The organism is Bowmanella denitrificans (genome assembly GCF_002887595.1).
Lineage (GTDB): Bacteria > Pseudomonadota > Gammaproteobacteria > Enterobacterales > Alteromonadaceae > Bowmanella > Bowmanella denitrificans.
Map to the genome: position 1 here is coordinate 85,890 of NZ_PEBU01000004.1, position 25,060 is coordinate 110,949.

The following is a 25,060-nucleotide window of genomic DNA, read 5'->3' on the forward strand; positions in this document are numbered from 1 at the left end:
GATGAGAGGTTATGATGAGCAAAATCAATCAAGATATCATCAAGCGTATTGAAGAAGAACAGTTGAAAAAAGACGTTCCTGCGTTCGGCCCAGGTGACACTGTGGTTGTTCAGGTACGCGTTAAGGAAGGCGATAAAGAGCGTCTTCAGGCTTACGAAGGTGTAGTTATCGCCAAGCGTAACCGTGGTCTGCACTCTGCATTTACCGTACGTAAGATCTCCAGCGGTGAAGGCGTTGAGCGTGTATTCCAGACTCACAGCCCGGCTGTAGCTTCTATCGAAGTTAAGCGCCGCGGTGCGGTACGTCGCGCCAAGCTGTACTATCTGCGCGAGCGTAGCGGCAAGTCTGCACGTATCAAAGAAAAGCTTAACTAAGATTAATCTTCCGTTGACATACCTTACTGAAAAAGCCCGGCACTCGCCGGGCTTTTTACTTTGTGCCTTCCCTTTAAATCTATTTTGCAAATCAGATTTGACATGCAACCAATTGGTTGCATAAAGTCATCGTATGGATATTTTCACAGCCCTTTCAGATCCCATTCGTCGCCAATTGATAGAAGCACTCTGGCAGCGTGGGCCGTTATCGATCAAACAGCTCGGTGAGGGGCTGAATATCAGCCGTCAGGCAGTGACCAAGCATCTGAATGTGTTGATTAAGGCTAAATTAGTCAGCGCTGAATTCAGCGGCAAGGAACGTATCCATCAGCTCAACCCCAGGCCCATGGAACAAGTCGCCTTGTGGTTGCAGCCATTCGCCGCGCAGTGGGACGACAGATTGTCCCGCCTTAACACTTACCTGGGAGAAGAACATGAGCAGGATTGACAGCATTAACCGGGAACTTACTCTCAACGCTCCCATTGAGCGGGTCTGGGCAGCCATTAGCGATCCGGCGCAAGTGGCTAACTGGTTTGGCTCAAAGGCAGAGTTCCAGTTGCTGGTCGGTAGCGAAGGCTGGTTTGAGTGGCCGCCGGAAATTTGTGAGGGGCGCTATGCGATGCGCGTTGAACAGGTGGATGCCCCCGTATACTTCGCCTGGCGCTGGATGGCAGAACAGGATGTGCCTTTTGATGAGAAGCAATCCACTTTAGTGGAATGGTGGCTGCAAACGTCAGAAAATGGCACGCTGTTAAAGCTAAAAGAATCAGGTTTCCTGACCCTGAAACAGCAGCAAATGAATGTGCAAGGCTGGCAGCAGGAACTGGCCGAACTTGAAGCCTTTTTATTCAGTTAGTTTCAGTGTTTTATGCACCACAAAGCACGGCAAAGAGACAAGAACGTTCATCGCACAGTCGCATATCACAAGGAGAAAAGTTCGCAGAGCAACATATTCAGGTTATACAAAGCCCGGTGTCTCTGCGCCTCCGCGGTGAATTTTTAGACCTTAATCCTGATAGCCCCAGGGAGCTGCCGGGGCAGGGATTTCCTGGGTGAGATCAAAGTCGACCCTGAATTCCCGGCCTTCACGCACCAGGCGGTAAGTAAAAAATTCCGGATAGATATACATTTGCCAGGTATTGCCGATGGATTGTGGAATACCCTGGCTGACAAACAACTCCTTGGAATACTGATCGGCAGGAAACGCTTGTACCTGTGGCCAGCCAGCATCGATGGTATGGCCGCCGTACATAGTGGATACATCATGGGTGCCATCTTGATGACGATGGTCATGTTTAAGGGACAAACCCGAGCCGGTTTTGCTGATGATCCAGGTACGGGAGGCATCGTCACCCACATGAAAAGGGATCTGCAATTCTGTCTCGCTACATTTACGAACATGCATGGTCAGGGGCTTGTTGGCCATACTGCCTGGCCCTTGATTATCCACACTGATTTTGCCTGCAAAGGCTTTGCCGCATAAGGCTTTAAGACTGTTAAAGAAGGTGTCCTGACTGGCTATGGACACCGCCGGAGCGGCAGAAATTTGCGTCTCGGCCTGGCCGGTCGAACAAAGGGCCAGACTCAGAAAAGTGGCAATCTGTATTTTATGCATGGTTGTTATCCGTGTTTTGAATCGCCGGTACTATAGCATTTCCGGCCGACTATATGGGTCTTAAGACTTCTCAGCATCACATCAGCTTGTTCTGGCTTTTGGATTCCAATCATTTGTTGTTCGGATCATTTTATCCCGATAGAGTGATGTGGGTTTTGTCTTATTCAGTGACTTTCGTGGTTGAAAGTTCAGAATGATCACGCACTATACGAAAAGCTCGAACTGGCCTCCGACTGATACAAATAACCACTCGCAAAGACGCTGAAGGCTCAGAGAAAGACACGCGGAGTCATCATTTATTAAACAATACTGTGTTCTCTGTGGTTGATTATTTGCATACTGTTTGTTTTTGTCTGAAGGCGGTTTATCAGACTAACCCGTGTTGAGGAGGAAGTATGCAGCAACCTGGGAGGTTATTTTTCTTTTGCGGCAAAATGGGGGCTGGGAAATCCACCCGCTCAACACTATTGGCTGCGGACTATAACGCAGTACGTATTTCAGAAGACGAATGGCTGGCGGCACATTATCCCGGTCAGATCCAGACCTTTGATGAGTACCTGGCGTTGTCAAAAACCATCAAACCCTTTGTTAAGGGGCATGTGCAACAGATTTTACTTAGCGGCGTCCATGTGGTGATGGATTTTCCTGCGAATACCAAGTCGCAGCGAGCCTGGTTTAAAACACTGTGTGCAGAAGTTAACTGTGCTCATCAGCTTATCTTTCTCGACCTGACTGATGAGCAATGCTTGTCGCAACTAGCTAAACGTCGGCTGGAACAACCCCAGCGCGCTCATTTTGACAATGCGCAGGTTTTTGCCCATGTCTCGTCATTTTTTGAGCCTCCGCAGGATGACGAGCAGTTGAATATTCTGCACGTCGCTAATAGCTCGGTGCAACATGCCTAACATTGCTCTGTTTACCTTTGTCTGGCCAGATAGCTATCCAGACCATTGGCAAAGGCTTGTTTTTCCCTTGGGCCCAGTGGCGGCGGGCCACCGGTTTGAACACCACTGGTACGCAGGGTATCCATAAAGTCACGCATATTCAGGCGCTGGCGGATAGTGTCTCGACTGTAGACCTCACCTCTGGGGTTAATCGCTTCTGCGCCTTTGGCCATAACCTCGGCAGCCAGGGGAATATCTGCGGTGACAACCAAATCGCCTTTTTCTACTTGTCTGACAATTTCATTGTCTGCTACATCAAAACCGCTCGGCACCTGGATGGCACGAATCACTTTGGATGGAGGGGTGCGTATTGGTTGATTAGCCACCAGTAATGTCGGAGTGCTTGTGCGCTCTGCGGCCCGGAAAATAATCTCTTTTATCACCACCGGGCAGGCATCGGCATCAACCCATATTGTCACTGGTGTCTCCTTTACTGATACTGATTCGATTGCGGCCCAGCGATTTAGCTTCATAAAGGGCTTTATCGGCACGTTCAAAACAATGTTGCATGGGCTCATGCTGCCGGACCTCGGCGATACCAAAGCTGCAACTGATTGCAAGATTGCGGCTAAAGCTGGTTTCTTCTACCTTGTCGGCTATGCGCCTGGCCAGGGCAACTGCGTCCTCAATATCAGCATTGTGACACAGAATCACAAATTCCTCTCCGCCCCAACGAGCAGCCAGATCATGTTCACGCACACATTGGCGCAATATCTGCGCAAGCTCCTGAAGGATCTGATCACCCACCTGATGACCATAGCCATCGTTGACCGCTTTGAAATGATCGATATCCAGCAGAATCAAGCTGCTTTGTTGTTGCGTGGGGTCGCGGTTGTCCTGATCAATGCAATGGTTGAAGAAATGCCGATTGTGTAACTTGGTTAATGGATCATGGTCAGACAAAAACTGCAGTTCTTTGTTGGATGCTTCCAGTTCATGGCGCAATTTGACCAGTTGCCGGTTCTGTTCTGCCAGCTTCAGATTATAACGGCGGATCCACAGATTCCATGCGACCAACAATAAAATCGCCGTCAGGGTCACCAGGCCGATTTGCCAGGCTAATCGAACGTTGCTGTTTTCCACAATCCGCAAGTTATTCCATCTGTTTTGAATGTCCAGATGTTGTCTTTCAGTAACAGCTGATAAGGCCTGATTAATCTCTGGCAGCAGATAGGCATACTTGTGAATCACCCCAATGCGCAATTCATCCTGCGGGCCCCCCCAGCCGGCAATTTTCAGGTCTGCCAGGGCATCCTGCTGGATATAGGCATTAATGGAATATAACGAGCCAACAAACAGATCTGCCTGGCCGTCTGCTACTGCCTGCAAACCATCACGCTCACTGGCGACATTCAAGGTCTCTATACTTGGGTAATAAATATTCAGGTATTCCTGTAACCGATATCCGCCAGGAACGGCCAGGACCCGTCTGCCTACGTGTTCAAAGTTTTGTAAAAATGGTTGGTCTTTTCTGGCGACCAACACATTAGGAGCATAAAAATAGACCTGACTAAAGGCTAGATACTGGTCACGCTGCTGGGAACGGTTGAGCATAGGAGACAGTTCACAATCGCCGTCCCTGAGCTTTTGTAACGTCTGCTGCCAGCTATTGGTAGGCACCAGTTCCATCTTGATACCAAGCTGCTGGGCGACCAATGTCAGATATTCAGATGACATGCCACTATGCAGGCCTTCGCGCAGTGCTTCATAGGGCATCCAGTCAGGATCAACACAATAACGTAAAGTTTCAGGTACGCCGTGAGTGGATTTTGCCGCTTGGGCGTTTGCGGTGCTTATGCCAGACAATAGCCAGCATAAGATAAACCCTATTAGTGCAGCGTTGGCCGGTTTTCTCAACCTGGGCCCCTTATTGTTGTTTTTATTACAGTTTAGGGGCAATTATCGGGGAACGCTACGGTTAACACCACTGGATTTTATGCTGAACTGGGCAAATTTACTGCGAATAGACAGGATTCTGCCTTGTCTGATTTGCCAGCGCGCTTCAGTGTGGCACACTTTGCCGTATTCCTTTGGAATACGGAATCGTACCCATAACAACAATAACGGAGTAACCTGATGACAGCCCAAGCAAACTGGACCAGCCGGGCGCTGGACAAAATAGAAAAGGTAGGGAATAAGCTTCCCGATCCTGCGGTCATTTTTCTTATCAGCCTGGTCATCGTCTGGGTATTGTCGGCACTGCTGGCCAATGTCAGTTTTGATGCCCTCGATCCCCGAACCGGTCAGACGATAGTCGTCAACAACTTGCTTACCGGTGCCAGCCTGGCCGACTTTATGTCGCGTATGGTCACCATTTTTACCACCTTTGCGCCACTTGGCGTGGTGCTGGTGTCTATGCTGGGGATTGGGGTGGCGGAACATTCCGGCTTTATTAATGCCGGTCTCAAACGCATGCTGGACTCAACACCGAAGTTTCTGCTGACACCATCTATTATTCTGGTGGCCATTGTCAGCCATACCGCCACTGACGCTGGCTATGTGCTGGTTATTCCGTTGGCCGGGGTGATATTCTACGCTATGGGCCGTCATCCGCTGGCGGGTATTGCCGCCGCGTTTGCGGGCGTTAGTGGTGGCTTTGCTGCCAACTTCGTGCCATCCGCCATTGATCCATTACTGCAAAGTTTTACCCAAAGTGCCGCACAGATTATCGATCCAGGCATGCAGGTAAACCCGTTAAATAACTGGTATTTCACCAGCGCTTCCAGCTTATTGATTATCGCCATTGGCTGGTTTTTAACGGATAAGGTGATTGAGCCGCGTCTTAAAGACACCCAGGTGGATGGTGATCCAAAAGAAATACCCAAGTTTGATGCCCTGAGCGACAAAGATCGCAAAGCCTTGCGCATTGCTACCTTGGTGATGCTGGCAGGGATAGGCTTATTGGTTGCTATTTTATGGCCGGTGGATTCACCGCTTCGCGATCCACAAGGGCAACTGGCGTCTTTTTCTGCCCCGGTGATGCGCAGTATTGTGCCGCTGATTTTCCTGTTGTTTATTCTGCCTGGTGTGGTTTACGGCCTGGTAGCAGGTACTTTTAAATCCAGCCGTGACATCATCGGAGCTATGAGCAAGTCCATGGGCAGTATGAGCTATTACATCGTGATGGCGTTTTTCTGTGCCTTGTTTATTGATGCATTTGGTAAATCAAATCTGGGCGCATTGCTGGCCATTGAAGGCGCGCAAGTATTACAAACCCTGCAACTCCCGTCCATGGTGACGATTGTCGGGCTGATTTTCCTGACCGCGTTTGTCAATCTGTTTGTTGGTTCATCATCAGCCAAGTGGGCGCTGCTCGGCCCCATTTTTGTGCCTATGCTGATGCAATTGGGGATTTCCCCGGACCTTACCCAGGCGGCATACCGGGTAGGGGACTCCTCCTCTAACATTATTACGCCGCTGATGCCTTACTTCCCGTTGGTGGTGGTGTATTGTCAGCGTTATGTAAAAGACACAGGGATTGGTACGGTGTTGTCACTGATGTTGCCATTCTCTATCTGTATTATGGTGATTTGGACGGCATTTTTGCTGATCTATTGGGGCATGGGCATACCTTTGGGTATACAAGCCAGCTATGTATATCCAGCCGGTTGATGCAAAGGCTAAAGGGGACTGTGTTTGAATCCGTCCCCTGATCTTACCGGCCTGCTGCACAAATTGTTGCAGCAGGCTCCACAGGGCATAAGTGAATATGCGCTGATTGACAGGTTAAAAGAACCGGCAATGGGCGTTTTTACTGCCGATTTGGATTTGTCAGATAATCTGGTGTTATTTCAAACCCATTTCCTGCTGTTTAACCAGCTTTATCAGCTTCGTGAACAACTGCGCGCGCGCCGGGAAAGCGACCTGCATATCAGCGCATTGTGTATTCAGCTGTTACCTTATTCGCCGGGTTCAGCAGCGCTGGGGGAGCATGATGCCCTGTGCAGCTATTATCTGGACTGGCAGAATTTGCAGGAAACGGATAGTGCTGGTGTGACACAGTTGCTGGAGGATTTCTGGCAACGTATGGCGGGGCAGTTGTCTGCCGATGAGCGCCGCGAGGCGCTGGCAGTGCTGGAACTGGATGAACAGGCTGATAGTGAAACCATACGCCGCCAATATCGCCGGTTAATGCATCAGCATCATCCCGATAAAGGCGGCCAACATCAATATTGTCAGTTACTGACTCAGGCCTATCGCAAACTGACCTGAAGGGCCGGCTCCATTGCTGGAGCTCAACGAATGAGCACTATTTGCCGGTGTTTGTTGCCGGGTTAGCGAGTCCACCACTTTATGCAGGTTTTGCGAAGCCTGTTTAACCGCACTGGACACATCAGTTCGCTCAGACAAGGCAATGTATTCCTGAGATGATTCCACCACCTGATTGGCGCAGGCATTCATCTGTAGCAACACCGTAGACTGCGCTTCGGCGGCCTGATTCAGTTCAGCAACCACCGAGTTGATATCTGCCACATCTTCTACCAGTTCATTCAGACGAGCCAGCGCCGCTTTGGCCTCATCGGCATTGGCGATACATTGCTCTTTGCCTTGTTGCATGGCATTAACGGCCTGGCCGGAATCCTGCTGAAAGCTGCTGAGCATGGCCTGAATATCGGCGGTTGAGTTCTGTGTTTTGGATGCCAGGGTGCGAACTTCATCGGCAACAACCGCAAAGCCCCGGCCATGTTCACCTGCTCTGGCGGCCTCAATGGCAGCATTCAGTGCCAGCAGGTTGGTCTGATCGGCAATTTCATTGATGACCCGGACCACCTTGTGGATGCTGGCGCTCTTACTCTGCAAATCTTCAATCAGTTTGCTGGTTTGCTCGGTATCCACCACCAGACGCTCAAAGCCACTATTGGCTTTATCAAAAATTCTGAAGCAGGCATCCACATTCTGCTTGGCCTGATGGGTGGCGCCAGAGACCAAATTAGTGACATTCTGCAGCTTATTGACTATCCCATTGAGATTATCCATACCTTGCTGCAGCTGCAGGGAAACATTCTGCTGGCTCCTGGCCCCTTCGTTGATAATGCTGCTGATTTCCTGCAACGTATCAAATGAGTGATTAACCTCATGTTGTGCCTGGCTAAGTAAGGTTACCGTGCTTTGCATTTTATCCTGCATATGACGTGTGGCATTGGCCAGCTCCCCCAACTCGTGATGACTTTGATAATTCATCACTGAGTCGTACTTACAATTCATCAAATCACGCACGCTGGTTGTGATGGATTTGGTCGGGCGTATCACTTGCTGGCGCAATACATACATAACCAAGGAGATGGTGGATATGGTCAGAAGTAAACTGAGGACTAAAATGGACTGGATGACCGCATTGGCGTGGCCCTTAAGCTGGGTGAGTTCTTGTCGTGCCAGTTCAGCAATTTTCTTTTCCAGCGTCGCGAGACGAGCAGCGGGTTCTCTGTCCATACCCTTGACAACCTTATCGCCAAATTTAGGTTCGAAGTCTGCCTGAATAAACTGCTCAAGGCCTTCCCGGTATTGCCTGGCCATGGTTTGATGAGCCGTGCGGAAGGATTTTATGTCATTAATAATATCTGCAGGCAAATGGTAGTTTTGTTCAAGCAGGTCCAGTTGCTGTTGGATCAGGCCTTCATGTTTAACGAAGCTGCCCCAGTATTTATCCAGGCTTTTGGCATCGTAGCCACGTAGCAATACATTTTTCCATTCCTGCACCTGAGTTTTGAAATTCGCCAGCACAACCGAGGTTTGTCGTTCTGCAGCCAGGGTGTTTTGTTCCATATTTTCAAAACCGCGAATAATTTTCTGAGTCTGGTGTAACGAGGCCATATTCAGTGCAAACAGCACCAAAAGGCCAAATAAAACGGGCAAGGAAATAATCAGGCTAAGCTTTTTCAACATGGGGCTCTCACTACTGTTGTTTGCCCGGTCATTGGGGCAACCGGGGGTTGCGCGCAGGCTAAGCTTGCTATGTGACAGCAGGATGAAAGCCGGGGCTGTTTGCTCAGGTTAAATTGTGACAAATTCACATAAGTTATGCAGAAACTACTGATAGGACTTATTACTTAATCCCGACTTGATAGTGAGTTCATGAAATGGTAAAAAGTCAATTATGTTTAAATTAAAAAAATATCATGAAAGTAAATATAAAGTTACACCCGCTTTTTAAAACCTCCCGATACCGCTGAACTTTTCTGTTTCGGCGCGATTTTCGTGCCATACTTTCTTCGTATTTGTAAAGACATTAATACAGGTAATGACCGCCATGTTAAAAGATTCCATTCATAACGTTCACGTATCTGGTGAGCAAGTTCTCGTTACCCCGGATGCCCTGGCCAGGGAAATGCCGGTGAGCAGCCGTGCATTGGAGCGAATCGCTCAGTCGCGTGCCACCATTGCCGATATTATTCATCGTCGTGATCATCGGCTGTTGGTGGTATGCGGCCCATGCTCTATTCATGATATTGAAGCGGCCAAAGAATATGCCCTTAAACTCAAGCAACTTCACGAAGAAACCAAAGACACCCTGTACATAGTGATGCGGGTGTATTTTGAAAAGCCCCGTACGACGGTGGGTTGGAAGGGCCTGATTAATGATCCGCATCTGGATGGTACCTTTGATATTGAAGCCGGCCTGCGTAAAGCCAGAGAGTTGCTGATTTGGTTGTCTGAGCTGGAACTACCGGTGGCCACAGAAGCCCTGGACCCTATCAGCCCGCAATATCTGGCTGAATTGTTTGCCTGGTCGGCTATCGGCGCCCGCACGTCTGAGTCGCAGACTCACCGTGAGATGGCCAGTGGCTTGTCTATGCCGGTTGGCTTTAAAAACGGCACGGATGGTAGTCTGGATATTGCGATTAATGCATTGCAATCGGCAGCGTCCGGGCACAGCTTTATGGGCATTAACAAGCAGGGGCAAGTCAGTATTATTCAAACTCAGGGCAACCCGGACGGACACATTATTCTGCGCGGTGGCAAACAGCCTAACTACGATTCCGTATGCGTATCTGAGTGTGAACAACAGCTTAATGCTGCGGGTTTAAGCGCCGGTTTGGTGGTGGATTGCAGTCATGCCAACTCCAATAAGGATTACCGTCGTCAGCCCTTGGTGGCGGCCAATGTTTCCAACCAGATATTGGAAGGTAACCAGTCTATTATCGGTATTATGCTGGAAAGTCATCTGCATGCCGGGAACCAGAGCAGCAATGGTAAAAAACCTGCCGAGCTGGAATATGGCCTGTCCATTACCGACGGTTGTATTGACTGGCCAAGCACCGACAAGCTGCTGAAACAGACCAGGGAGAAGCTGATTACGGTTTTACCTATGCGTCTGAAAAAACTGAAACAAGCGAGCTGACAATGAGCGAACAGGCCGATCCCCTGGCGCCCCTGCGCCAACAGATAGACGAACTGGACAGTCAACTGGTGGCGCTGCTGGTTAAACGCCTTTCCATCACCCGTCAGGTGGGTGAGGTAAAAAGTCAGATTGGGCTGCCCATTTATGTACCTAGCCGTGAAGCCGATCTTATTGCCAAGCGCCGGGCTGAGGCTGAAGCACTGGGATTGTCACCAGCGCTGGTAGAGGATCTGCTCAGGCGCATTATGCGCGAGTCGTACCAAACACAGCATCAGCGTTACCGTTGTTGCCAGACAGACTTGGGTAAAGTGGTGGTGATAGGCGGTAAAGGCGCACTGGGGAGCGTGTTTGTGGATATGTTCAGAATGAGCGGCTATGAAGTCGCTATTCTTGAGCAGGAAGACTGGCCTGATGCACAAAGCCTGTTTGCCGGGGCTGGTCTGGTGCTGGTATCAGTGCCGATGAAACTGACGGAAGACATTATCGGCAAACTGAATACGTTACCGGCAGACTGCTTACTGGCGGATATTACCAGTATTAAGTCCGCACCCTTGCAGGCCATGCTGGAGGTGCATAAAGGGCCAGTGCTGGGTTTGCATCCCATGTTTGGTCCCGATGTATCGAGCCTGGTAAAGCAAGTGATTGTGGTTTGTCATGGCCGTTACCCTGAACGCTATGAATGGTTGCTGGAGCAGATGCGCAGTTGGGGCGCTATTTTAAAAGAAAGCACGGCGCAGCAGCATGACGATGCCATGGCTTTTATTCAGGTGATGCGTCACTTCTGCTCTTATGTGTATGGCGCACATCTGGCGGGTGAAAATCCCGATCTGGACAGACTGATTCAATTCAGTTCGCCCATCTACCGATTGGAACTGGCAATGGTAGGGCGCTTGTTCGCCCAGTCTCCCAATTTATATGCCGATATCATCTTTAATAATAAAGACAGTATTGCTCTGCTCAGGCGATTCCGTGATCGTTTCGATCAGGCCCTGGCAACTCTGGAAGCCGGAGACAAAGGCACTTTTATCAAGGAATTCTTCCATATCGGCCAGTGGTTTGGCGATTTCGCCAAGAAGAGCCTGGTGGAAAGTAAGAAGCTATTACTAAAGGCTGACGATGATCGCAGCCATGCCTGAGGTGTGTGTACGCACAGGGCTGTTCACATTGACAATGATCAACGGTAGAGTACAGCCCTGCTTCTCAGCTTTTCGATGAATTCCTCGCAATCCAATGATAGATCGCCAGCTAGATGAGATCCACCTGACCGACGTTGCGGACTTTCAACTGAGTGATCTGTTGGTACGTCCCAGTGCCTTGGAGATCCTGAATACCGATAAGCAAGTGTTTAGTGTGGAGCCTCGCTGTATGAAGGTGTTGGTGGCCTTACATCAACGCAGTGGTAACGTAGTAAGCCGGGATGAATTGTTACAACGTTGCTGGCAGGGAAGGATAGTGTCAGATGGGGCTATCAATCGCTGTATTGGCCAATTGCGTAAGCTGATATCACCCCATCGTGGTCTGAGTATCGATACCATTGCAAAGATTGGTTACCGACTGCAAAACAGCGATCTGGCGGCTTCCTCGCTCTCATCTGAATCGCACTGGCCAAGCTTAAGAATGTTAATGTTAGGATCGCTGCTACTAGTGGTAGCAAGTGTCATTTTGTATGGTGGGTGGTTTAACTATGGAGCTCAATGGTCAACGAATCAGGTAACGCCACTTACCGCTAAGCAAGGAGTCGAAACGCAGCCAGCCCTGAGCCCCGATGGACGGCAACTGGCCTTTGTAACCAGAGGCGAGAACGGTTCTTGGGATATACATTTGCAGGAACTTAACGGCGTTGCCCCCCGTGTGTTGATCGACAGCAAGGCCGATGACATTTATCCCGTATGGCGCAATGACGGTCGGAAGCTGTTGTTTAACCGGGTGGAGAATGAACGCTGTACCTTAATAATGTTGGATTTGCTGACGCAACGCCAACTCCGGGTGACGGAATGTGAGCCTGGCGGATATGGACGCGCTGCATTTGTCGGTAATAGCGAACAGGTCATTGTCAGTCGCAGCCAAGCCCATGATGACAGGCGTCGTTTGTATCTGATTGACTGGATAAAGGCGACAGAGTCGGTTTTGACCACCCCTCCCGCGGGTTCTCACGGCGATCTTGATCCCATGCTTTCTCCTCATGGCAGTAAACTGCTGTTCAGACGCACCCCTTCCGCGGGCGTGAATGACTTAATGGTGGCCGACTTGGCAGACGGTCAATTACAGGAGCTGCAACAATTAACCTTCGATGGTTGGAAAGCGCATGGCGCCGCTTGGGCTGCGGATGGCCATAGCATTTTTTTTAGTTCCAGCCGCGGTGGTGACTGGGGATTGTGGGCAATTGACAGCAAAGGGGGGAGCCCCTACAGGTTAAACTGGGGCACCACGCCAATCACTCAGATTGCCACTAACACTCGGGGTGAATTAGTGGCTGAGATGTGGCAAGCCCGGCGCAATCTATATTGGCTGGGACAGGATACGCCGCTGCAAACCGTTACCGCAGAAACCTGGTCGCCGGATATTGATACGCACGGTCGGATTGCCTTCGTATCAATGGCGTCGGGAAGCCCACAAGTGTGGCTGATGAGTGATGGGGGATTGCGCCAGCTTACTCACAGACAGGCCAGTTTTGTGCATGGGCCGGTCTGGAGCAACGACAGTGGTTTACTCGCCTTTGTGGCAGTGACCCAACGACAGGCGCAGTTATTTTTGCTTTCTGCACTAGATGGTGAGCCGGTACAGTTGACGCAAGTGACAGGAGATAAAGCCAATCCGCAGTTTTTACCAGATGATGATGGCTTGGTGTTTTTGGCACGTAGTGAACAGCATGGCTGGCAGTTAGCAACGGCCGACGTGCAAAGCGGTATGGTTACGGGGTATCCCGAGTTGGGGAACGATTGGCTAGCCTTGCGGGCAGGTCCTGCTGGTATCTTTGCTAAACGGCGGCAGAGCACGGTATTTTGGCAGTTGAAGTGGCACGAGGGAAAGCTGACGACTGCACCGACCTTAATAACAACACATGGCAACAGGCCCTGGGTTGTGACCGAGCAAGGTATTGCCGCAATAGAATCTGATGGTATCTGGCAACTCAAAACCAATGGCGAACGTGCGCAACTGGATACGACGCTCCTAAGTAAGGGAGTCGCCGACTTGGCCTTTGACCCCAGTCGGCAACGTTTATTGATTATGGATGGTGATGAAGATGAAAGCCATATTGCACTGATCGGCTTGGACAGACCTTAGAATCTGCTATTCAGCATCAGCCGGTAGCTTTGTGGCCAAATGGGAACCAAGGCACCAGAGGATGTTGCGTAGTAACCTTCCTTGTCCAGTGCGTTAATCCATTGTCCACGCAGCGAAAAGGCAATGTCATTCAATTTAAAGTTGTGCTGAAATCCCAGGGTCAGAAAGCTGACTCCGGGTATCTCTGTGTCGCCCTTCAGCCACATACGTCTAGCTCCTTCATGGACCAGTTGAGCATCAATAGCCCAGTTATTGCTTAGTCTGTGTTCAACGTTAAAAGTAGCATTAAAAGACGACACGCCCGCTGGCTCTGCGCGATTGCCGTTCTGTCCCTGCAAACTGGCATCCAGCCACACACCGCCCAAAACAACCCGGGTTGCCGAGAATATGTCTCCGGCAAGGGACAGTTCTAATCCTTTGTGGCTGACATCACCCACTAGCTGATAGCGACCATTGGCTGCTATGCCCGTGACAGGTTTGTCGATATCGAACAGCGAACCTTGCAAAGTTATTTGTGGTGAAACATCCAGATTAAATCCCAACTCCCATTGCTGAGCTTTAACCGGTGCCATCACTTCACCATAATTGCTTGCCGAAGCAGGCGCGACACCATTTTCTTCCAACCCATTGACAAAGCTGCCAAATAGCTGCCAGTGCGCATCTAGTCTGGTGGTAAGTGAGGCATTGAAAAACCAATCGTCCTGGCTAAGGAAAGACGATAAGCCACTGGGTTGTTGTACATCTTTTTCATAGCGGGATCTATGTGCCCCCAAACGGATGGACAGCAAGTTGGCATAATCTCCGGCATAGTTCAGGCTAGCCATTTGCTGATCAACCTTGTCACGCCCCATCGGCCATTGAACCGGAAGCATTGGTACCGCCACGTTAAAGGGCGAATCCGTCAGGCGATATTGACCGCCATCTATTGCGTAAGCATCAACCAGATCGGTATTGCTGCGCCTGCCCCTGAGACCTATGCCCAGGCTATGCTGCCACTTGCCGTTGTGCAGCTGCCGGACCAGTTTGGTTTCCACTGCACTGGCTGAACTGCGTGTTGCGGGTAAATGGTAGATGGTACTGTTGACTTGCCCGGCCTTATCAATACTCAGCAACGTGGTGTCATTGCGTGTTGTTCGTACAAAGGAATGGGTAACTGATGCATCAAGTGTCCAGTCATTGCGGTGATATTGATACAGCAAGCCAGCAGCCCCGTCGGTAGATTTATATCTGGCCCAATCCGGTGCAAGATTTTCTTTTAGTGGGATTGACGGGGGGGCATTGTCCTGAGCTGGGTAAACTTGCACATTGCCGTCATGTTCAAGGGTTTGCATACCTGCAAACAGGTATACAGTGCTGTTGTCGTCTGGCTGCCATCTTAATGTGCTGCCGCCGCTGTATTTCTGCCCCGACTGTGCGGTGCCGCCATGATACTCGGGTTGTGCCAATATGTGGCCGGATAGGGCCAGACTGTTGTCGGCTGTAATCAGGGTGCCTTGCGCATCGGCATGCAAAGTATCGATATCTCGCACCCCCAGACTTAGTGACAGACTATTCTGCTCTTGCGGTTCACGTAACCTGTATAGCACGACTCCAGAAGGCGAAGGCAGATCGAGCTGAGCCGCGGTGATTCCCACAGACACGGTTAAACCTGCCAGTAGCGATTCAGACAGGCCGCTGGCCCGGGCAAAATAGTGCTCGTTTATGCGATAAGCACCGCTTTGGGTTAAGTCGAAACCTCGCACCATAACCTCATTGTAAAGACCAATAGATTCAATGCCTTGCTTCTCTCCAAAGGCGGTTTGTGCGCCATCGGTTACGCTGGGCTCCTGTGCGCCGGTGATTGAACTGACAGAAAATGTGGATAACAACAATAGTTTTGGTGCCGAAAATTGGCGGTTGGGCATGATATTCTCCTGCATTAAAGGCCGCCGAACAGTCTCAATGGTGGAGCTGCAATGCGATGCCGATGCCAGGATTTTTTGATGATGGAAATACGATGTGGGTGAAAAGTGCAGATAACTGCACATTAATGTCATGCAACAAAGAGCCCCGACATGCGGGGCTCACTTATTGAATTGCCTGATTAGCTTTTTACGGCTGTATCACTATTGCCCGGCATTCATGGCATCCAGTTTTTGCCCGATAGGCACTGAGAAAATATAGTCGTCATGAATATCCCAGTTAATCGACCAAGTCATCACGCCAGCAAACTGGCTGAACAACTGGTTTGGTACAAGTGTTGCGCATTGTGTTCCTTTGCTGATGCAATCCAGGGCACGGATAATATCCGCCGTGCTGGCCTGCCCTGAGCCTGCTGAGCTTCTGCCCGAGGGCAGGCCCAAAGCAACCTGATCATCCCTAAGTGGCAAGAATCTGCTGCCATCGGCCAGCTCAAAGCCTTCCAACAGCATTCTGGCCGACGCCACCATCATATCCACCGAGCCGGCGGGTGCCGTCTGCGGCGCGTAAGGGTGTCTGAGTCCACCATTGTTGTACAGCTGAACGTGCAAAATATCCAGGGTGTCGCGCATCTCATCAATCAGTGGAATATAGGCCCCCCAGATACCTGAATAGGCCACATAGCCGCCTTGCACATAGGGATGTTCCGGCGCCATGGTCAGGTACATATCCCGGCCCATATTTTGTTCTATCTGCTTCAGGGCTCTGGGTAAACGTGCCTGGATCTGTGAGCCATGCACCAAATTCGAACCGCTTTCCAGGTCGATATCCAGACCATCAAATCCCCATTCATTGATGATGGCGGTTAAACTACTGACCAGGGCTTGTTCATCCGCATCGGTATTGAGGGTAATAGTGCCTTCTGCCCCGCCCAAGGACAGCACCACTTTCTTGCCTTCGGCCTGCAGCGCCGCTACATCCTGTTTAAACTGCGTGGCATCAATGCCCGCGCAACTTGAGCCCTGTCCATCGAACAGATTGAAATTGACCAGTCCGCTGACATTAAAGTCATTGTCGGCAAAGGCAATATCAATAACGTCCCAGCGTGGAGATATGCTGCCCAAGGGTACCGGGCATCCTGCTGGATTCTGGAAGTTATGCCAATAGCCGATAAGTTTATGAGTTTTACCCCTTGGTGTGGCATTGACGATAACGCTCACCGCACTACTGGTGGCAGTGTTGCCGAGGTCATCAGTCACCACGGCCGTCAGGTTGTAATTTCCGGCCGACCCGGCGAGCCAGTTTGCTGAATAAGGGGCGCTGGTATCGCTGGAAATAACCACACCATTGACTTTAAAAGCGACGTTGTTTACCTGTGCTACGGCTGAACTGGCGTCGGCTGTCAGCGTCAGGCTTGTGCCTAAGTTAATGCGGGTTCCATTGGCGGGAGAAGTCAGTGACACCACAACCGGTTCATTACTGACCCGTACCAACACACTATCCTCGGCCTGATTATTGTCGTTATCGGTGGCAATGGCCTTCAGTTGCACATCGCCGCTTGGATTTGCCATCCAAAGCAGATGGTAGGGCGGCGTGTCGTCCTGGCCCACAAGCTGGTTATTGGCATAAAAAGTCACGTTGGTCACGCTGCCATCGTCATCGGAAGCACTGGCCTGAATATTCACTTCTGTGCCTGCCAGCAGCACAGCATTATCCACAGGTGAGTCTAAATGCACCGTTGGGGCAATGGCGCAAATTCCCAGGTCGCTCCAGGCTTGAGTCCAATGGGCACCTGTACCAGGCGCATAGGCCCAGTCAGCATTGGACGAACACCAACCTGCCACGTCACAGCGGTATTGATGATTCTGGTTTTGCACCAGTTGACCGGCCTGATAGGCCGTGCCTGGCTGATAGACTGGCAATCCGGAACATCCGCCACCGGGTTTGTCCGCAATCATCAGTATCACCACATTGCTGAAGCTTTCGGCCTGGTCATCGTCGATGGCCCTGGCTTTAAAACTATGCTGACCGGCAACGGCCAGCCAGTTGGCTTGATAGGGCAGGGCGCTTGTTTCGCCGACCTGGATGTTATCCACATAGAAACTGACAGACTGAATTTGCCCATCATTGTCAGTGGCCTCGGCGCTGAGTGTGATATTGTTTCCGGCAGTCAGCTCTGCGTCTGCCGTAGGATTTGTCAGACTCACACTGGGTGCCTGATTATCCGGATCTAAAACCTCAATATCCGCCCAGGCTTGGTTTGTAGCGCCTAGATCGTCAGTCACAGTGGCAAGGACGCGTTGTTGTCCAACTGCTGCTGGCCATGTGACTTGATAGGGTAATTGGGTATCCACAAGCAGCAAGTTACCATTCACTGAAAACGCGACGGATGCGACCTGACCATCCGGGTCTGATGCAGTCGCAGAGATGACAACGTTGTCATTTTTGCTGAAAATACTTCCGTTCAGGGGCGAAGTGAGTGTGACGCTGGGGGAGAGATTGCCAGTATCGCAATCACCCAATCTGTGCCATTCCTGATACTGGCCTGAATGGCTGGCCGGTTGCTGATTCTGTGTCCACCAATTTGCCTGGTAAGCTATCTGCAGGTGTTGTACCTGATTACCGCCATGGTAAGCCTGGGCGGCGTCCCAAACAGGTAGGTTACTGCAGTCCACAGCACCAACGGTTGCGGGCAGCAGCAGTGTCAGAGCCGCCAGCGGCCCATAAAGAGATGTTTGTTTGTAAGATGACATGGTTTTCCTTATGGCTTGATTCAACAGCCTTTAATCCGTTGTGACGTGCCAGAGGTATTCAACCTACGTCTGAATGAGTGAATCCTTGGAGTGTCGGCAGCGACGATAAGACTCAGATTCACCATTGCCTCGACAGCCAACCATAGAGTAATGTAAAAATAATGTAAACACCTGGGCTTGTCTGTTTCAGCGCTGCAAGGTCAGCCTTTGGGGATAACAACAGGCCGCCGAATTTTCAACAGACGCCATTCTTAACAGCAACATAACCATTGAAAGGAACACAAAATGCCACTGACCGACAATGCAGATTGTGAATTGCGATTCTACACCAACCCCTGGTCCCGCGGACAAATTGTCCGTTGGATGCTGGAAGAGACAGGTGCTGATTATCAGCAGCAAATTGTGCCATATGGCGAGCAGATGAAAGCCCCGGCATTTCTGCAAATCAACCCCATGGGCAAAGTGCCGGCTATCGTGCACAAAGGCAAGGTTGTCACCGAGTGTGCGGCTATTTGTGCTTATCTGGCAGAATGCTTTCCTGACGGGGCCCTGGCGCCTGAAAAAGCGGAACTGGCGGATTATTTACGTTGGTTGTTTTTTGCCGCAGGACCATTGGAAGCCGCCATCGTGAATCGTTCTCTGAATGTGCAGGTCAGTGACGAGCAGCAGCGCATGGTGGGGTATGGAAGCTACGATAAAGCGGTGGATGTGCTGGCGGCAAAGTTAGCCGAGTCCGACTATGTGGCCGGTCGCAGATTTACCGCCGCCGATGTGTATGTTGGCTCCCATGTGATTTGGGGGATCCAGTTTGGTACATTACCCAAGCGCCCGGAGTTTGAGCAATATGCCGCGCGTTTGATGGAGCGGGCCGCCTTTAAGACGGCCAGAGCCATTGATGATGAACTGGGCGAAGCCATGAAACCCTGAGTGGATAGGGCTGAGCAGCTTAGGGCAGTGATGGGTTAAATCATGCACAGACTGCCGCCAAGTCGTTTATTCCTGCAATGCGCCAGCTGCGGCTACCCGGGTTGGCGCGACTTCCTCACTGGGATAACAACCCAGCACTTTTAAGAATCGGGTGATGCCGCGCAGCTGTTCAACCGCAGTCTGCATATGGCCGTCCTGCAGGTTAGCTTCCACGTCAATGTAAAACATTTCCTCCCAGGGATTGCCGTTAATAGGGCGGGATTCCAGCTTGGTCATATTGATCTCGTTGTCGCGCAGTACCAGCAGTGCTTCTACTAAGGCACCTGGTTTTTGTACGGTGCTTATCACCAGAGTGGTTTTGGCCGGGATCTGCAGCGGTACATTGACCGGCTTGCGTGACACCACAATAAAGCGGCTGTGATTCTCTTTCTGGTTGGCCAGATTCGACTTAATTGGGGTCAGACCATACAGGGCACCGCCTGGAGCGCTGCCGATAGCAGCGATTGATGGGTCCTGCATTTCACTGACCTTCAGCATGGCGGCAGACGTGCTGTCGGTGGGTTTGACCTCAATATTGCCAAGTTCGGCAAGAAAATGACTGCACTGGGAGAATACCTGCGGGTGGGCATACAAAGTTTTGAGTTTGCTGATATCAGTATCACAACCCACCAACAATGCATGTTCCACCGGATGCGTCAGTTCGCCGATAATCGACAGGCTGGTGTGCTGCAGCAAATCGAATACTTCATTGATACTGCCCGATGAGGTGTTTTCAATTGGCAATACGGCGTAATCGGCTTCACCGGATTCAACCTTAGCCACTATGGCATCAAAACTGGGGCAGCCTATTTCCAGCAACTCCCCTGAGCGGCGGGCAAAATATTTTTGCGTGGCAAGATAACTATAAGAGCCCTTGTCACCCAAAAAGGCCACGCGGTTAAGTGGCTGGGCATTGTCTGGATTGGCCTTTTGTGCCAGTAACATTTGCTGGTTAAGCACTGAATCTTCAATGATCACATGAAATAGCGCAGTGATGTATTGGGGGGTCAGGCCCAATGGTTGGCCTTGCTTAATCAGCTTAATCAGCAGTTGCTCTTCGCGGGCCGGGTCACGCACCTGCATATGGGCCTTAATTTTGGTTTCTGCCACCTGATTGGTCAGTTGCTGGCGCTTAGCCAGCAAACCCAGTAGATCAGCATCCAGGGCGCTGATATGTTGTCGAATCTCTGCCAGTTGGGCCTGATAGTCTGTCATCTGTATTTCCTGTTGCTAAAAACGAAAAAACCTCCCTGGTGGGAGGTTTTTGTATCCGACTTTCACGCAGCCAGTTACCTCCCGGGCTCAGGTGAGGTAAAAAAGTGCGCAAAAGACAATGTATATAATTTCATGCCCTCGAATCTAGGGGCTGACAGTCTGCTTGTCAACCCCAAACAAGTTGAATACTTATATCAATTCCATCAAAACTTTATTCACCTGGAATCAACCTGAGCTGATAACGCGTTGCTTGCGGCAACAGTCCGGTGGGCTGACCACTGCGCCAGGCTTCGTGACCCACACCAAAATAGGGGGACAGGGGATGACCAGCCTGACTTGAAGGCATATGGAATATGGCCTTGTCCTCATGACCCGGGGCCACTACCAAACGCTGGGAAGCACCAGAACTGCTTTGCGCTACTCTTGGCATAAAGGAGTCGCCAGCCAGCGGTCGCTTAGGCATATCGGTAAGCTCACCGAGCAGTGGTACAAAGGCACTCATGGGGTGGCGAATATCCACGGCATTGAACTGACCCCAGGTCAGTGTGCGCCAGTCACCAAAGTCTTTATCCAGCTTGGCCAGACTGTCGGTCAGCGCGGCATTAAACAACTCCGTCCAACTGTCATAATCACTGGGTAGCAGGTTCTGCGGTTGCTGGCTCACCATCAGCCACAGCGGGGCTTCCATCTGATTGCGCACCGCATTGAAGTTAAAACGCGGCGAATGTGCCTGCATCAGGCGGTTGAGGTCCTGGAACACTTTATCGCGCAGGTTTAACCGAAACTGGCGCACCAACAGGTAGCCAAGGTCATCTTCTGCCGCGCTGGCTGTCCAGTTTTGCAGGGCTTCGATAACCAGTGCTTTTTGCGGATGCTGACTGGCTGGCAGAACGGTTTTAAGCATAAAGTCATGCCAGGGGGTTAAAAATACCGCGCGGTTATCCAACTGGATATCCAGCAGGTCTTGTTCATTAAAGCTATCCTTGGCGAATAAATCGTCACGAATTTGCTGGTTGCGGGCGCCCAATGCATAGCCACCATCGCCGATTTTATCGTACATCTGCCCGCCAACCACACGCGCGTTGGCGGTCCACAGACGATGGTTAGCAGGATTAATAACTCGCGGATAATCGTTGGATTCCAGGTAACCGGACCAGCCAGCACTGCCGTCGCTCCAGTCGGCAATATAGCGGCTGTCAAAACCAAAACGCACGGGCATAGGACCGGCAATAGTCCAGCCGATATTGCCCTGACTGTCAGCCATCATGAGATTCTGGGCCGGGATGCCCATGGTATTACCGACATCTGCGCCTTGTTCCACGGTGTGTGCCAGTTCCAGACCAATCAGACTCATATTGGCGCCTTGCTGGTCATGGGCTACCCAGCGCAGTGCCAGCGGATTGCCGTCTTCATCTTCAGAGACCACTGGTCCCCAGATGGTCTCTTTAACCTGAATTGTTTCTGTTGGCGCACCTTTAATATCGATTTGCTGGCTGACAAAAGTAAAGGGTTGATAGCCCGCCGGGGTCAGATATTGATCGCCGTTTTCATTCAGTTTCAGCCGTATCAGATCGCTCCAGTCACCATAGCTATTGGTAAACCCCCAGGCCAGCTTACCATTACTGCCAACCACCATTAGTGGGGTGCCGGGCAGGGTAACGCCTGTTACCTGGTGCTGTTGACCATCCTGTTGCCAGTTAAATTGTGCCTTAAACCAGATATTGGGCACGCGCAGCCCAAGGTGCATGTCGTCCGCCAGGATCCCGGCCTGATAAGGACTCAACGCGCCGCCCACAGCCCAGTTGTTACTGCCAATCGTTCGGTCTTCGGGGCGGTCGTCGAGCATCACTAATTCCTTATTCTGTGATGTCGGCCAGCCTGAAGTCGGAAGCGGGTTTGTTGCCAGTATGCTGCCGTCGATAGGCGCATCCCACTGGCTGCCAGGGGGATGTAAAAAGGCGTAAAGGTCTTCGGGAAGGTAAGACTTCATCAGTGTCAGACTGAGATCTCGCCGGCCATCATGGTGTTGTAAATCCAGATACATACTATACAGGGCCAGCATTGTGTCACTGGGCTGCCAGGGCTCAGGTTCTGCTCCCAGCAGATAATATTCAAATGAACGTGCTGCCAGTGCTTCCAGCCCCTGGTTTACGCCATGAGTATAGGCTTCGATGACTTCTCTGTGCTGGGCAGGCATGGTTTGCAAAGCTAGTTGCGCTCTGTCTCTGAAGCGGTGCAGACGGATTTCTTTGTCCCGCTTCAGTGCCGCGGCACCGAACAAGCCGGATAACTCGCCAGCGGAGTTGCGCCTGAGCAGATCCATCTGGAAGAAGCGTTCCTGAGAGTGTACAAAGCCCACCGCATGGGCGAGATCCTGACGGCTGTGCGCCGTAAATACCGCCATGCCGCCTGCATCACGCATAACATCAACGGTCTGGCTAAGACCTGGCAGTGCCTGTTCTCCATCCAGTTTTGGCAGACTGGCACGCAGTAGCAAATAGGCGCTCAGTAACATAATAATCAACAGAGCTGTAAGGCCCAGTAACAACGATTTGAGTAGTTTGGTTTTGGCAGCGGGCATGGCGCAACTCCTTGTTTTTGGAACCATAGTACGGTGATAGTCAGACAAAGAGAAGAGGTCGGATTAGATTGCTGCTTTGCCGCCGCATTCCAGAAAACGTGCCAGAGCAGAAAATGCCAGACAACCTGTAGAAGGCGCTAAGGAGATGGCCAAGATAAAACGCAAAGCACGTTGCCACCTTGGTAACTCGCAGGTAAACAACGATAAGGGAGTGTGTATCTGTGTCCGTCCTTGGACAACTTGCCGCGGGTACGCGGCTTTTGTTGATTAGTGGCCCAGCAACGAGCTGAGTAACTTGCGAACCTCTGCCGATTCAAATGGCTTATCACATAAGGCATTGACCCCGGTTTGCTGAATATTACTCATATGGGCGCTATTGGCCTCAGAGGTCACCATAATAATGGGGATATGTGCCGTATCCGGGTTATAACGCACAAACTCTGACAGCTCGCGGCCGTCCATTTCCGGCATATTGTAGTCTGTGACCAGCAGATCGAAGGCATGATCTTTCAGGAAGGTCAGTGCCATGGCACCGTTTTCGGCTTCGGTAATCTTCTTCAGCCCCATATTTTCCAGCACGCGGCGAATATGATTACGGGCCATACGGCTGTCATCCACCAGCAGGACTCGCACTTCGTTGATATCAAACAGCTCGAGTTCAAGCTCTTCAGCGTTGATTAAATCCAGTGTGGCATTCAGGGCGCGGGACAAATGCAGGGGTTCAAAAGGTTTGGGCAGAATGGCTACCACGCCGGCTTGCTTGAATTCTTCCAGTTTGGCCGGACGGAACTCGCTGGATACCAGCATAAAGGCCACGGCGGCGGTTTTTTCATCCTGCTTTATGGTTTTCAGCAAATCCAGGCCGGTGCCGTCTTCGAAGTACATGGCGCTGACGACCAGGTCGACCCCATGCTTATGGATAACGTCTAAAGCGGATTGCACATTACCGGCGGTCTCTACCCGGCCTATTTGTTCCTTGGCCAGCATGGCACCGATGATCTTACGCTGGGTATCGGAAGGTTCAACCAGCAGAATGGTCAGCTCGCTGCGGGAAATATGTTCCATTGGGGATCCTCAATGAGATAGTCTTGACGATTGGGCCTCAGCCTCCGGCAAGCTTAACCTGAAAGCCTTTCTTTTCAAGTAAAGCTTTAATCTTGTCGCGATTGTCACCCTGAATTTCAATGACCCCGTCTTTTATGGTACCGCCGGTACCACAGACTTTTTTTAAATCGCTGCAAAGCTGCTTGAGCTGCGTATCGTCCATCAGCATGCCATATACCGTGGTCACGCCTTTACCTTTGCGCCCTTTGGTTTCACGTTTAATGCGAATGATGCCATCCCCTTTAGGAGCAGGTTTGGCAGGCTCAGTCTGCTGAATACGGCCGGTGCCGGTAGAATAAACCAGTGGATTGTCACTCATAAGATGACCCGTTTTTTAATCGATGCCGGGATCTTACCCAACTGGCCCCGTTTTGCCCAGACGCTTGATGGCAGGTAAAGCAGGGCAGGTTGCTTTGGCAGTACCTTGGCTCTGGGCTAGAATGCGATTCGATTTTAGTTGGCAATAAGGCAGGACTTTTGATGCAGGATATTCTACTTCGCCAGGCAGTCGCGTCAGATCTGGAGGCGTTAACCCAGTTTAATCAGGCCATGGCCCTTGAAACCGAGAACAAAACGCTTGATGAAAACACCTTGCGCCAGGGGGTGAATGGCATACTTCGCCATCCGCAGTTTGGCTTTTATCTGGTGGCCGAGAAAGGCGGTGAAATTGTCGGTAGTCTGGCGGTCACTTATGAATGGAGTGACTGGCGAAACAGCCTGTTTTGGTGGATCCAAAGTGTTTATGTATTGCCGGCGCACCGTCGTCAGGGCATTTATTCTGCACTCTACACTAAGGCAAAGGCGCTAGCGGCAGAGCAGGGCAACGTATGTGGCTTTCGCTTGTATGTGGAGAAAGATAACCTGGCCGCCCAGGCAACCTATCAGCATTTGGGTATGCAGGAATGCCAGTATTTTATGTACCAGAGCAAGTGAAGACCATGCCGCTATTTCGTTAAATGACAGGCATGCTGCGACGGTCAGATA

At 50.9% G+C, this 25,060-nt stretch carries 21 protein-coding genes; 11 read left to right on the forward strand and 10 right to left on the reverse strand.

Going from position 1 to position 25,060, the window contains the following annotated elements; genetic code table 11:
* The first annotated feature begins 14 nt into the window (after positions 1-14).
* From rplS to CSR04_RS09570, 3 genes are all read left to right on the forward strand, one after another.
* Positions 15-374 (forward strand): 50S ribosomal protein L19, encoded by a 360-nt coding sequence (gene rplS / locus CSR04_RS09560; protein ID WP_102796281.1) that lies wholly within the window; start codon positions 15-17, stop codon positions 372-374.
* Positions 375-507: 133 nt separating this feature from the next.
* Positions 508-822, forward strand: a complete 315-nt coding sequence (locus CSR04_RS09565; protein ID WP_102796065.1) for an ArsR/SmtB family transcription factor — start codon at positions 508-510, stop codon at positions 820-822.
* Complete coding sequence (locus tag CSR04_RS09570; protein ID WP_102796066.1) at positions 809-1,231, forward strand: SRPBCC domain-containing protein; 423 nt, start codon at positions 809-811, stop codon at positions 1,229-1,231. The genes CSR04_RS09565 and CSR04_RS09570 overlap by 14 nt, the downstream gene beginning before the upstream one ends.
* Before the next feature lie 150 nt (positions 1,232-1,381).
* Here CSR04_RS09570 and CSR04_RS09575 read toward each other — a convergent pair whose 3' ends face one another.
* On the reverse strand, positions 1,382-1,990 hold the full coding sequence (locus CSR04_RS09575) for a hypothetical protein (protein ID WP_245921509.1): 609 nt from the start codon (positions 1,988-1,990) through the stop codon (positions 1,382-1,384).
* A gap of 395 nt (positions 1,991-2,385) precedes the next feature.
* On the opposite strand from CSR04_RS09575, the gene CSR04_RS09580 reads away from it, so the two are divergent.
* On the forward strand, positions 2,386-2,895 hold the full coding sequence (locus CSR04_RS09580) for a P-loop nucleotide/nucleoside kinase family protein (protein ID WP_102796067.1): 510 nt from the start codon (positions 2,386-2,388) through the stop codon (positions 2,893-2,895).
* Positions 2,896-2,906: 11 nt separating this feature from the next.
* Here the strand turns inward: CSR04_RS09580 and CSR04_RS09585 are convergent, their stop codons facing one another.
* The gene (locus CSR04_RS09585) at positions 2,907-3,353 is read right to left on the reverse strand and encodes a YaiI/YqxD family protein (protein WP_102796068.1); all 447 of its coding nucleotides are present in this window, start codon (positions 3,351-3,353) and stop codon (positions 2,907-2,909) included.
* On the reverse strand, positions 3,337-4,791 hold the full coding sequence (locus CSR04_RS09590; RefSeq protein ID WP_146027140.1) for a diguanylate cyclase: 1,455 nt from the start codon (positions 4,789-4,791) through the stop codon (positions 3,337-3,339). Before CSR04_RS09590 ends, CSR04_RS09585 begins: the two co-directional genes overlap by 17 nt.
* Before the next feature lie 219 nt (positions 4,792-5,010).
* On the opposite strand from CSR04_RS09590, the gene CSR04_RS09600 reads away from it, so the two are divergent.
* Together CSR04_RS09600 and CSR04_RS09605 are read left to right on the forward strand one after the other, a co-directional pair.
* Positions 5,011-6,546, forward strand: a complete 1,536-nt coding sequence (locus tag CSR04_RS09600) for an AbgT family transporter (protein ID WP_102796071.1) — start codon at positions 5,011-5,013, stop codon at positions 6,544-6,546.
* A gap of 24 nt (positions 6,547-6,570) precedes the next feature.
* Entirely contained in the window at positions 6,571-7,146 is a 576-nt protein-coding gene (locus CSR04_RS09605) for a DNA-J related domain-containing protein (protein WP_102796072.1), read from the forward strand.
* Here the strand turns inward: CSR04_RS09605 and CSR04_RS09610 are convergent.
* Positions 7,114-8,817 carry a methyl-accepting chemotaxis protein gene (locus tag CSR04_RS09610; RefSeq protein WP_102796073.1) on the reverse strand — a complete coding sequence of 568 codons (1,704 nt, stop codon included), beginning with the start codon at positions 8,815-8,817 and terminating at the stop codon, positions 7,114-7,116. The two genes, CSR04_RS09605 and CSR04_RS09610, sit on opposite strands and share 33 nt — an antisense overlap.
* A 364-nt stretch (positions 8,818-9,181) precedes the next feature.
* Here CSR04_RS09610 and CSR04_RS09615 point away from each other — a divergent pair, with 364 nt between their 5' ends.
* From CSR04_RS09615 to CSR04_RS09625, 3 genes are all read left to right on the forward strand, one after another.
* Positions 9,182-10,273 (forward strand): 3-deoxy-7-phosphoheptulonate synthase, encoded by a 1,092-nt coding sequence (locus CSR04_RS09615; RefSeq protein WP_102796283.1) that lies wholly within the window; start codon positions 9,182-9,184, stop codon positions 10,271-10,273.
* 2 nt (positions 10,274-10,275) lie between these two features.
* Positions 10,276-11,409, forward strand: coding sequence for a bifunctional chorismate mutase/prephenate dehydrogenase (gene tyrA, locus CSR04_RS09620; protein ID WP_102796074.1), 1,134 nt, complete (start codon positions 10,276-10,278; stop codon positions 11,407-11,409).
* 94 nt (positions 11,410-11,503) lie between these two features.
* A complete protein-coding gene (locus tag CSR04_RS09625) occupies positions 11,504-13,558 on the forward strand; it encodes a winged helix-turn-helix domain-containing protein (protein ID WP_102796075.1) in 2,055 nt (684 codons plus the stop codon).
* On the opposite strand, the gene CSR04_RS09630 is transcribed toward CSR04_RS09625, so the two are convergent.
* Both CSR04_RS09630 and CSR04_RS09635 read right to left on the reverse strand, forming a co-directional pair.
* The gene (locus CSR04_RS09630) at positions 13,555-15,462 is read right to left on the reverse strand and encodes a TonB-dependent receptor (protein WP_102796076.1); all 1,908 of its coding nucleotides are present in this window, start codon (positions 15,460-15,462) and stop codon (positions 13,555-13,557) included. The two genes, CSR04_RS09625 and CSR04_RS09630, sit on opposite strands and share 4 nt — an antisense overlap.
* A gap of 201 nt (positions 15,463-15,663) precedes the next feature.
* Positions 15,664-18,210: an Ig-like domain-containing protein gene (locus CSR04_RS09635; RefSeq protein WP_102796077.1), complete on the reverse strand. Its 2,547-nt coding sequence runs from the start codon at positions 18,208-18,210 to the stop codon at positions 15,664-15,666.
* Positions 18,211-18,495: 285 nt separating this feature from the next.
* On the opposite strand from CSR04_RS09635, the gene CSR04_RS09640 reads away from it, so the two are divergent.
* A complete protein-coding gene (locus CSR04_RS09640) occupies positions 18,496-19,137 on the forward strand; it encodes a glutathione S-transferase family protein (protein WP_102796078.1) in 642 nt (213 codons plus the stop codon).
* Between the two features lie 66 nt (positions 19,138-19,203).
* Here the strand turns inward: CSR04_RS09640 and pheA are convergent, their stop codons facing one another.
* The 4 genes from pheA to yciH all read right to left on the reverse strand — a co-directional run bounded on the left by pheA (position 19,204) and on the right by yciH (position 24,395).
* On the reverse strand, positions 19,204-20,391 hold the full coding sequence (gene pheA, locus CSR04_RS09645; protein WP_102796079.1) for a prephenate dehydratase: 1,188 nt from the start codon (positions 20,389-20,391) through the stop codon (positions 19,204-19,206).
* Between the two features lie 211 nt (positions 20,392-20,602).
* Complete coding sequence (locus CSR04_RS09650) at positions 20,603-22,972, reverse strand: penicillin acylase family protein (RefSeq protein ID WP_172449303.1); 2,370 nt, start codon at positions 22,970-22,972, stop codon at positions 20,603-20,605.
* 267 nt (positions 22,973-23,239) lie between these two features.
* Positions 23,240-24,037, reverse strand: coding sequence for a response regulator (locus CSR04_RS09655; RefSeq protein WP_102796081.1), 798 nt, complete (start codon positions 24,035-24,037; stop codon positions 23,240-23,242).
* A gap of 37 nt (positions 24,038-24,074) precedes the next feature.
* Positions 24,075-24,395: a stress response translation initiation inhibitor YciH gene (gene yciH, locus CSR04_RS09660; RefSeq protein ID WP_102796082.1), complete on the reverse strand. Its 321-nt coding sequence runs from the start codon at positions 24,393-24,395 to the stop codon at positions 24,075-24,077.
* Positions 24,396-24,565: 170 nt separating this feature from the next.
* Here yciH and CSR04_RS09665 point away from each other — a divergent pair, with 170 nt between their 5' ends.
* The gene (locus CSR04_RS09665; protein ID WP_172449315.1) at positions 24,566-25,009 is read left to right on the forward strand and encodes a GNAT family N-acetyltransferase; all 444 of its coding nucleotides are present in this window, start codon (positions 24,566-24,568) and stop codon (positions 25,007-25,009) included.
* Positions 25,010-25,060: the final 51 nt, after the last annotated feature.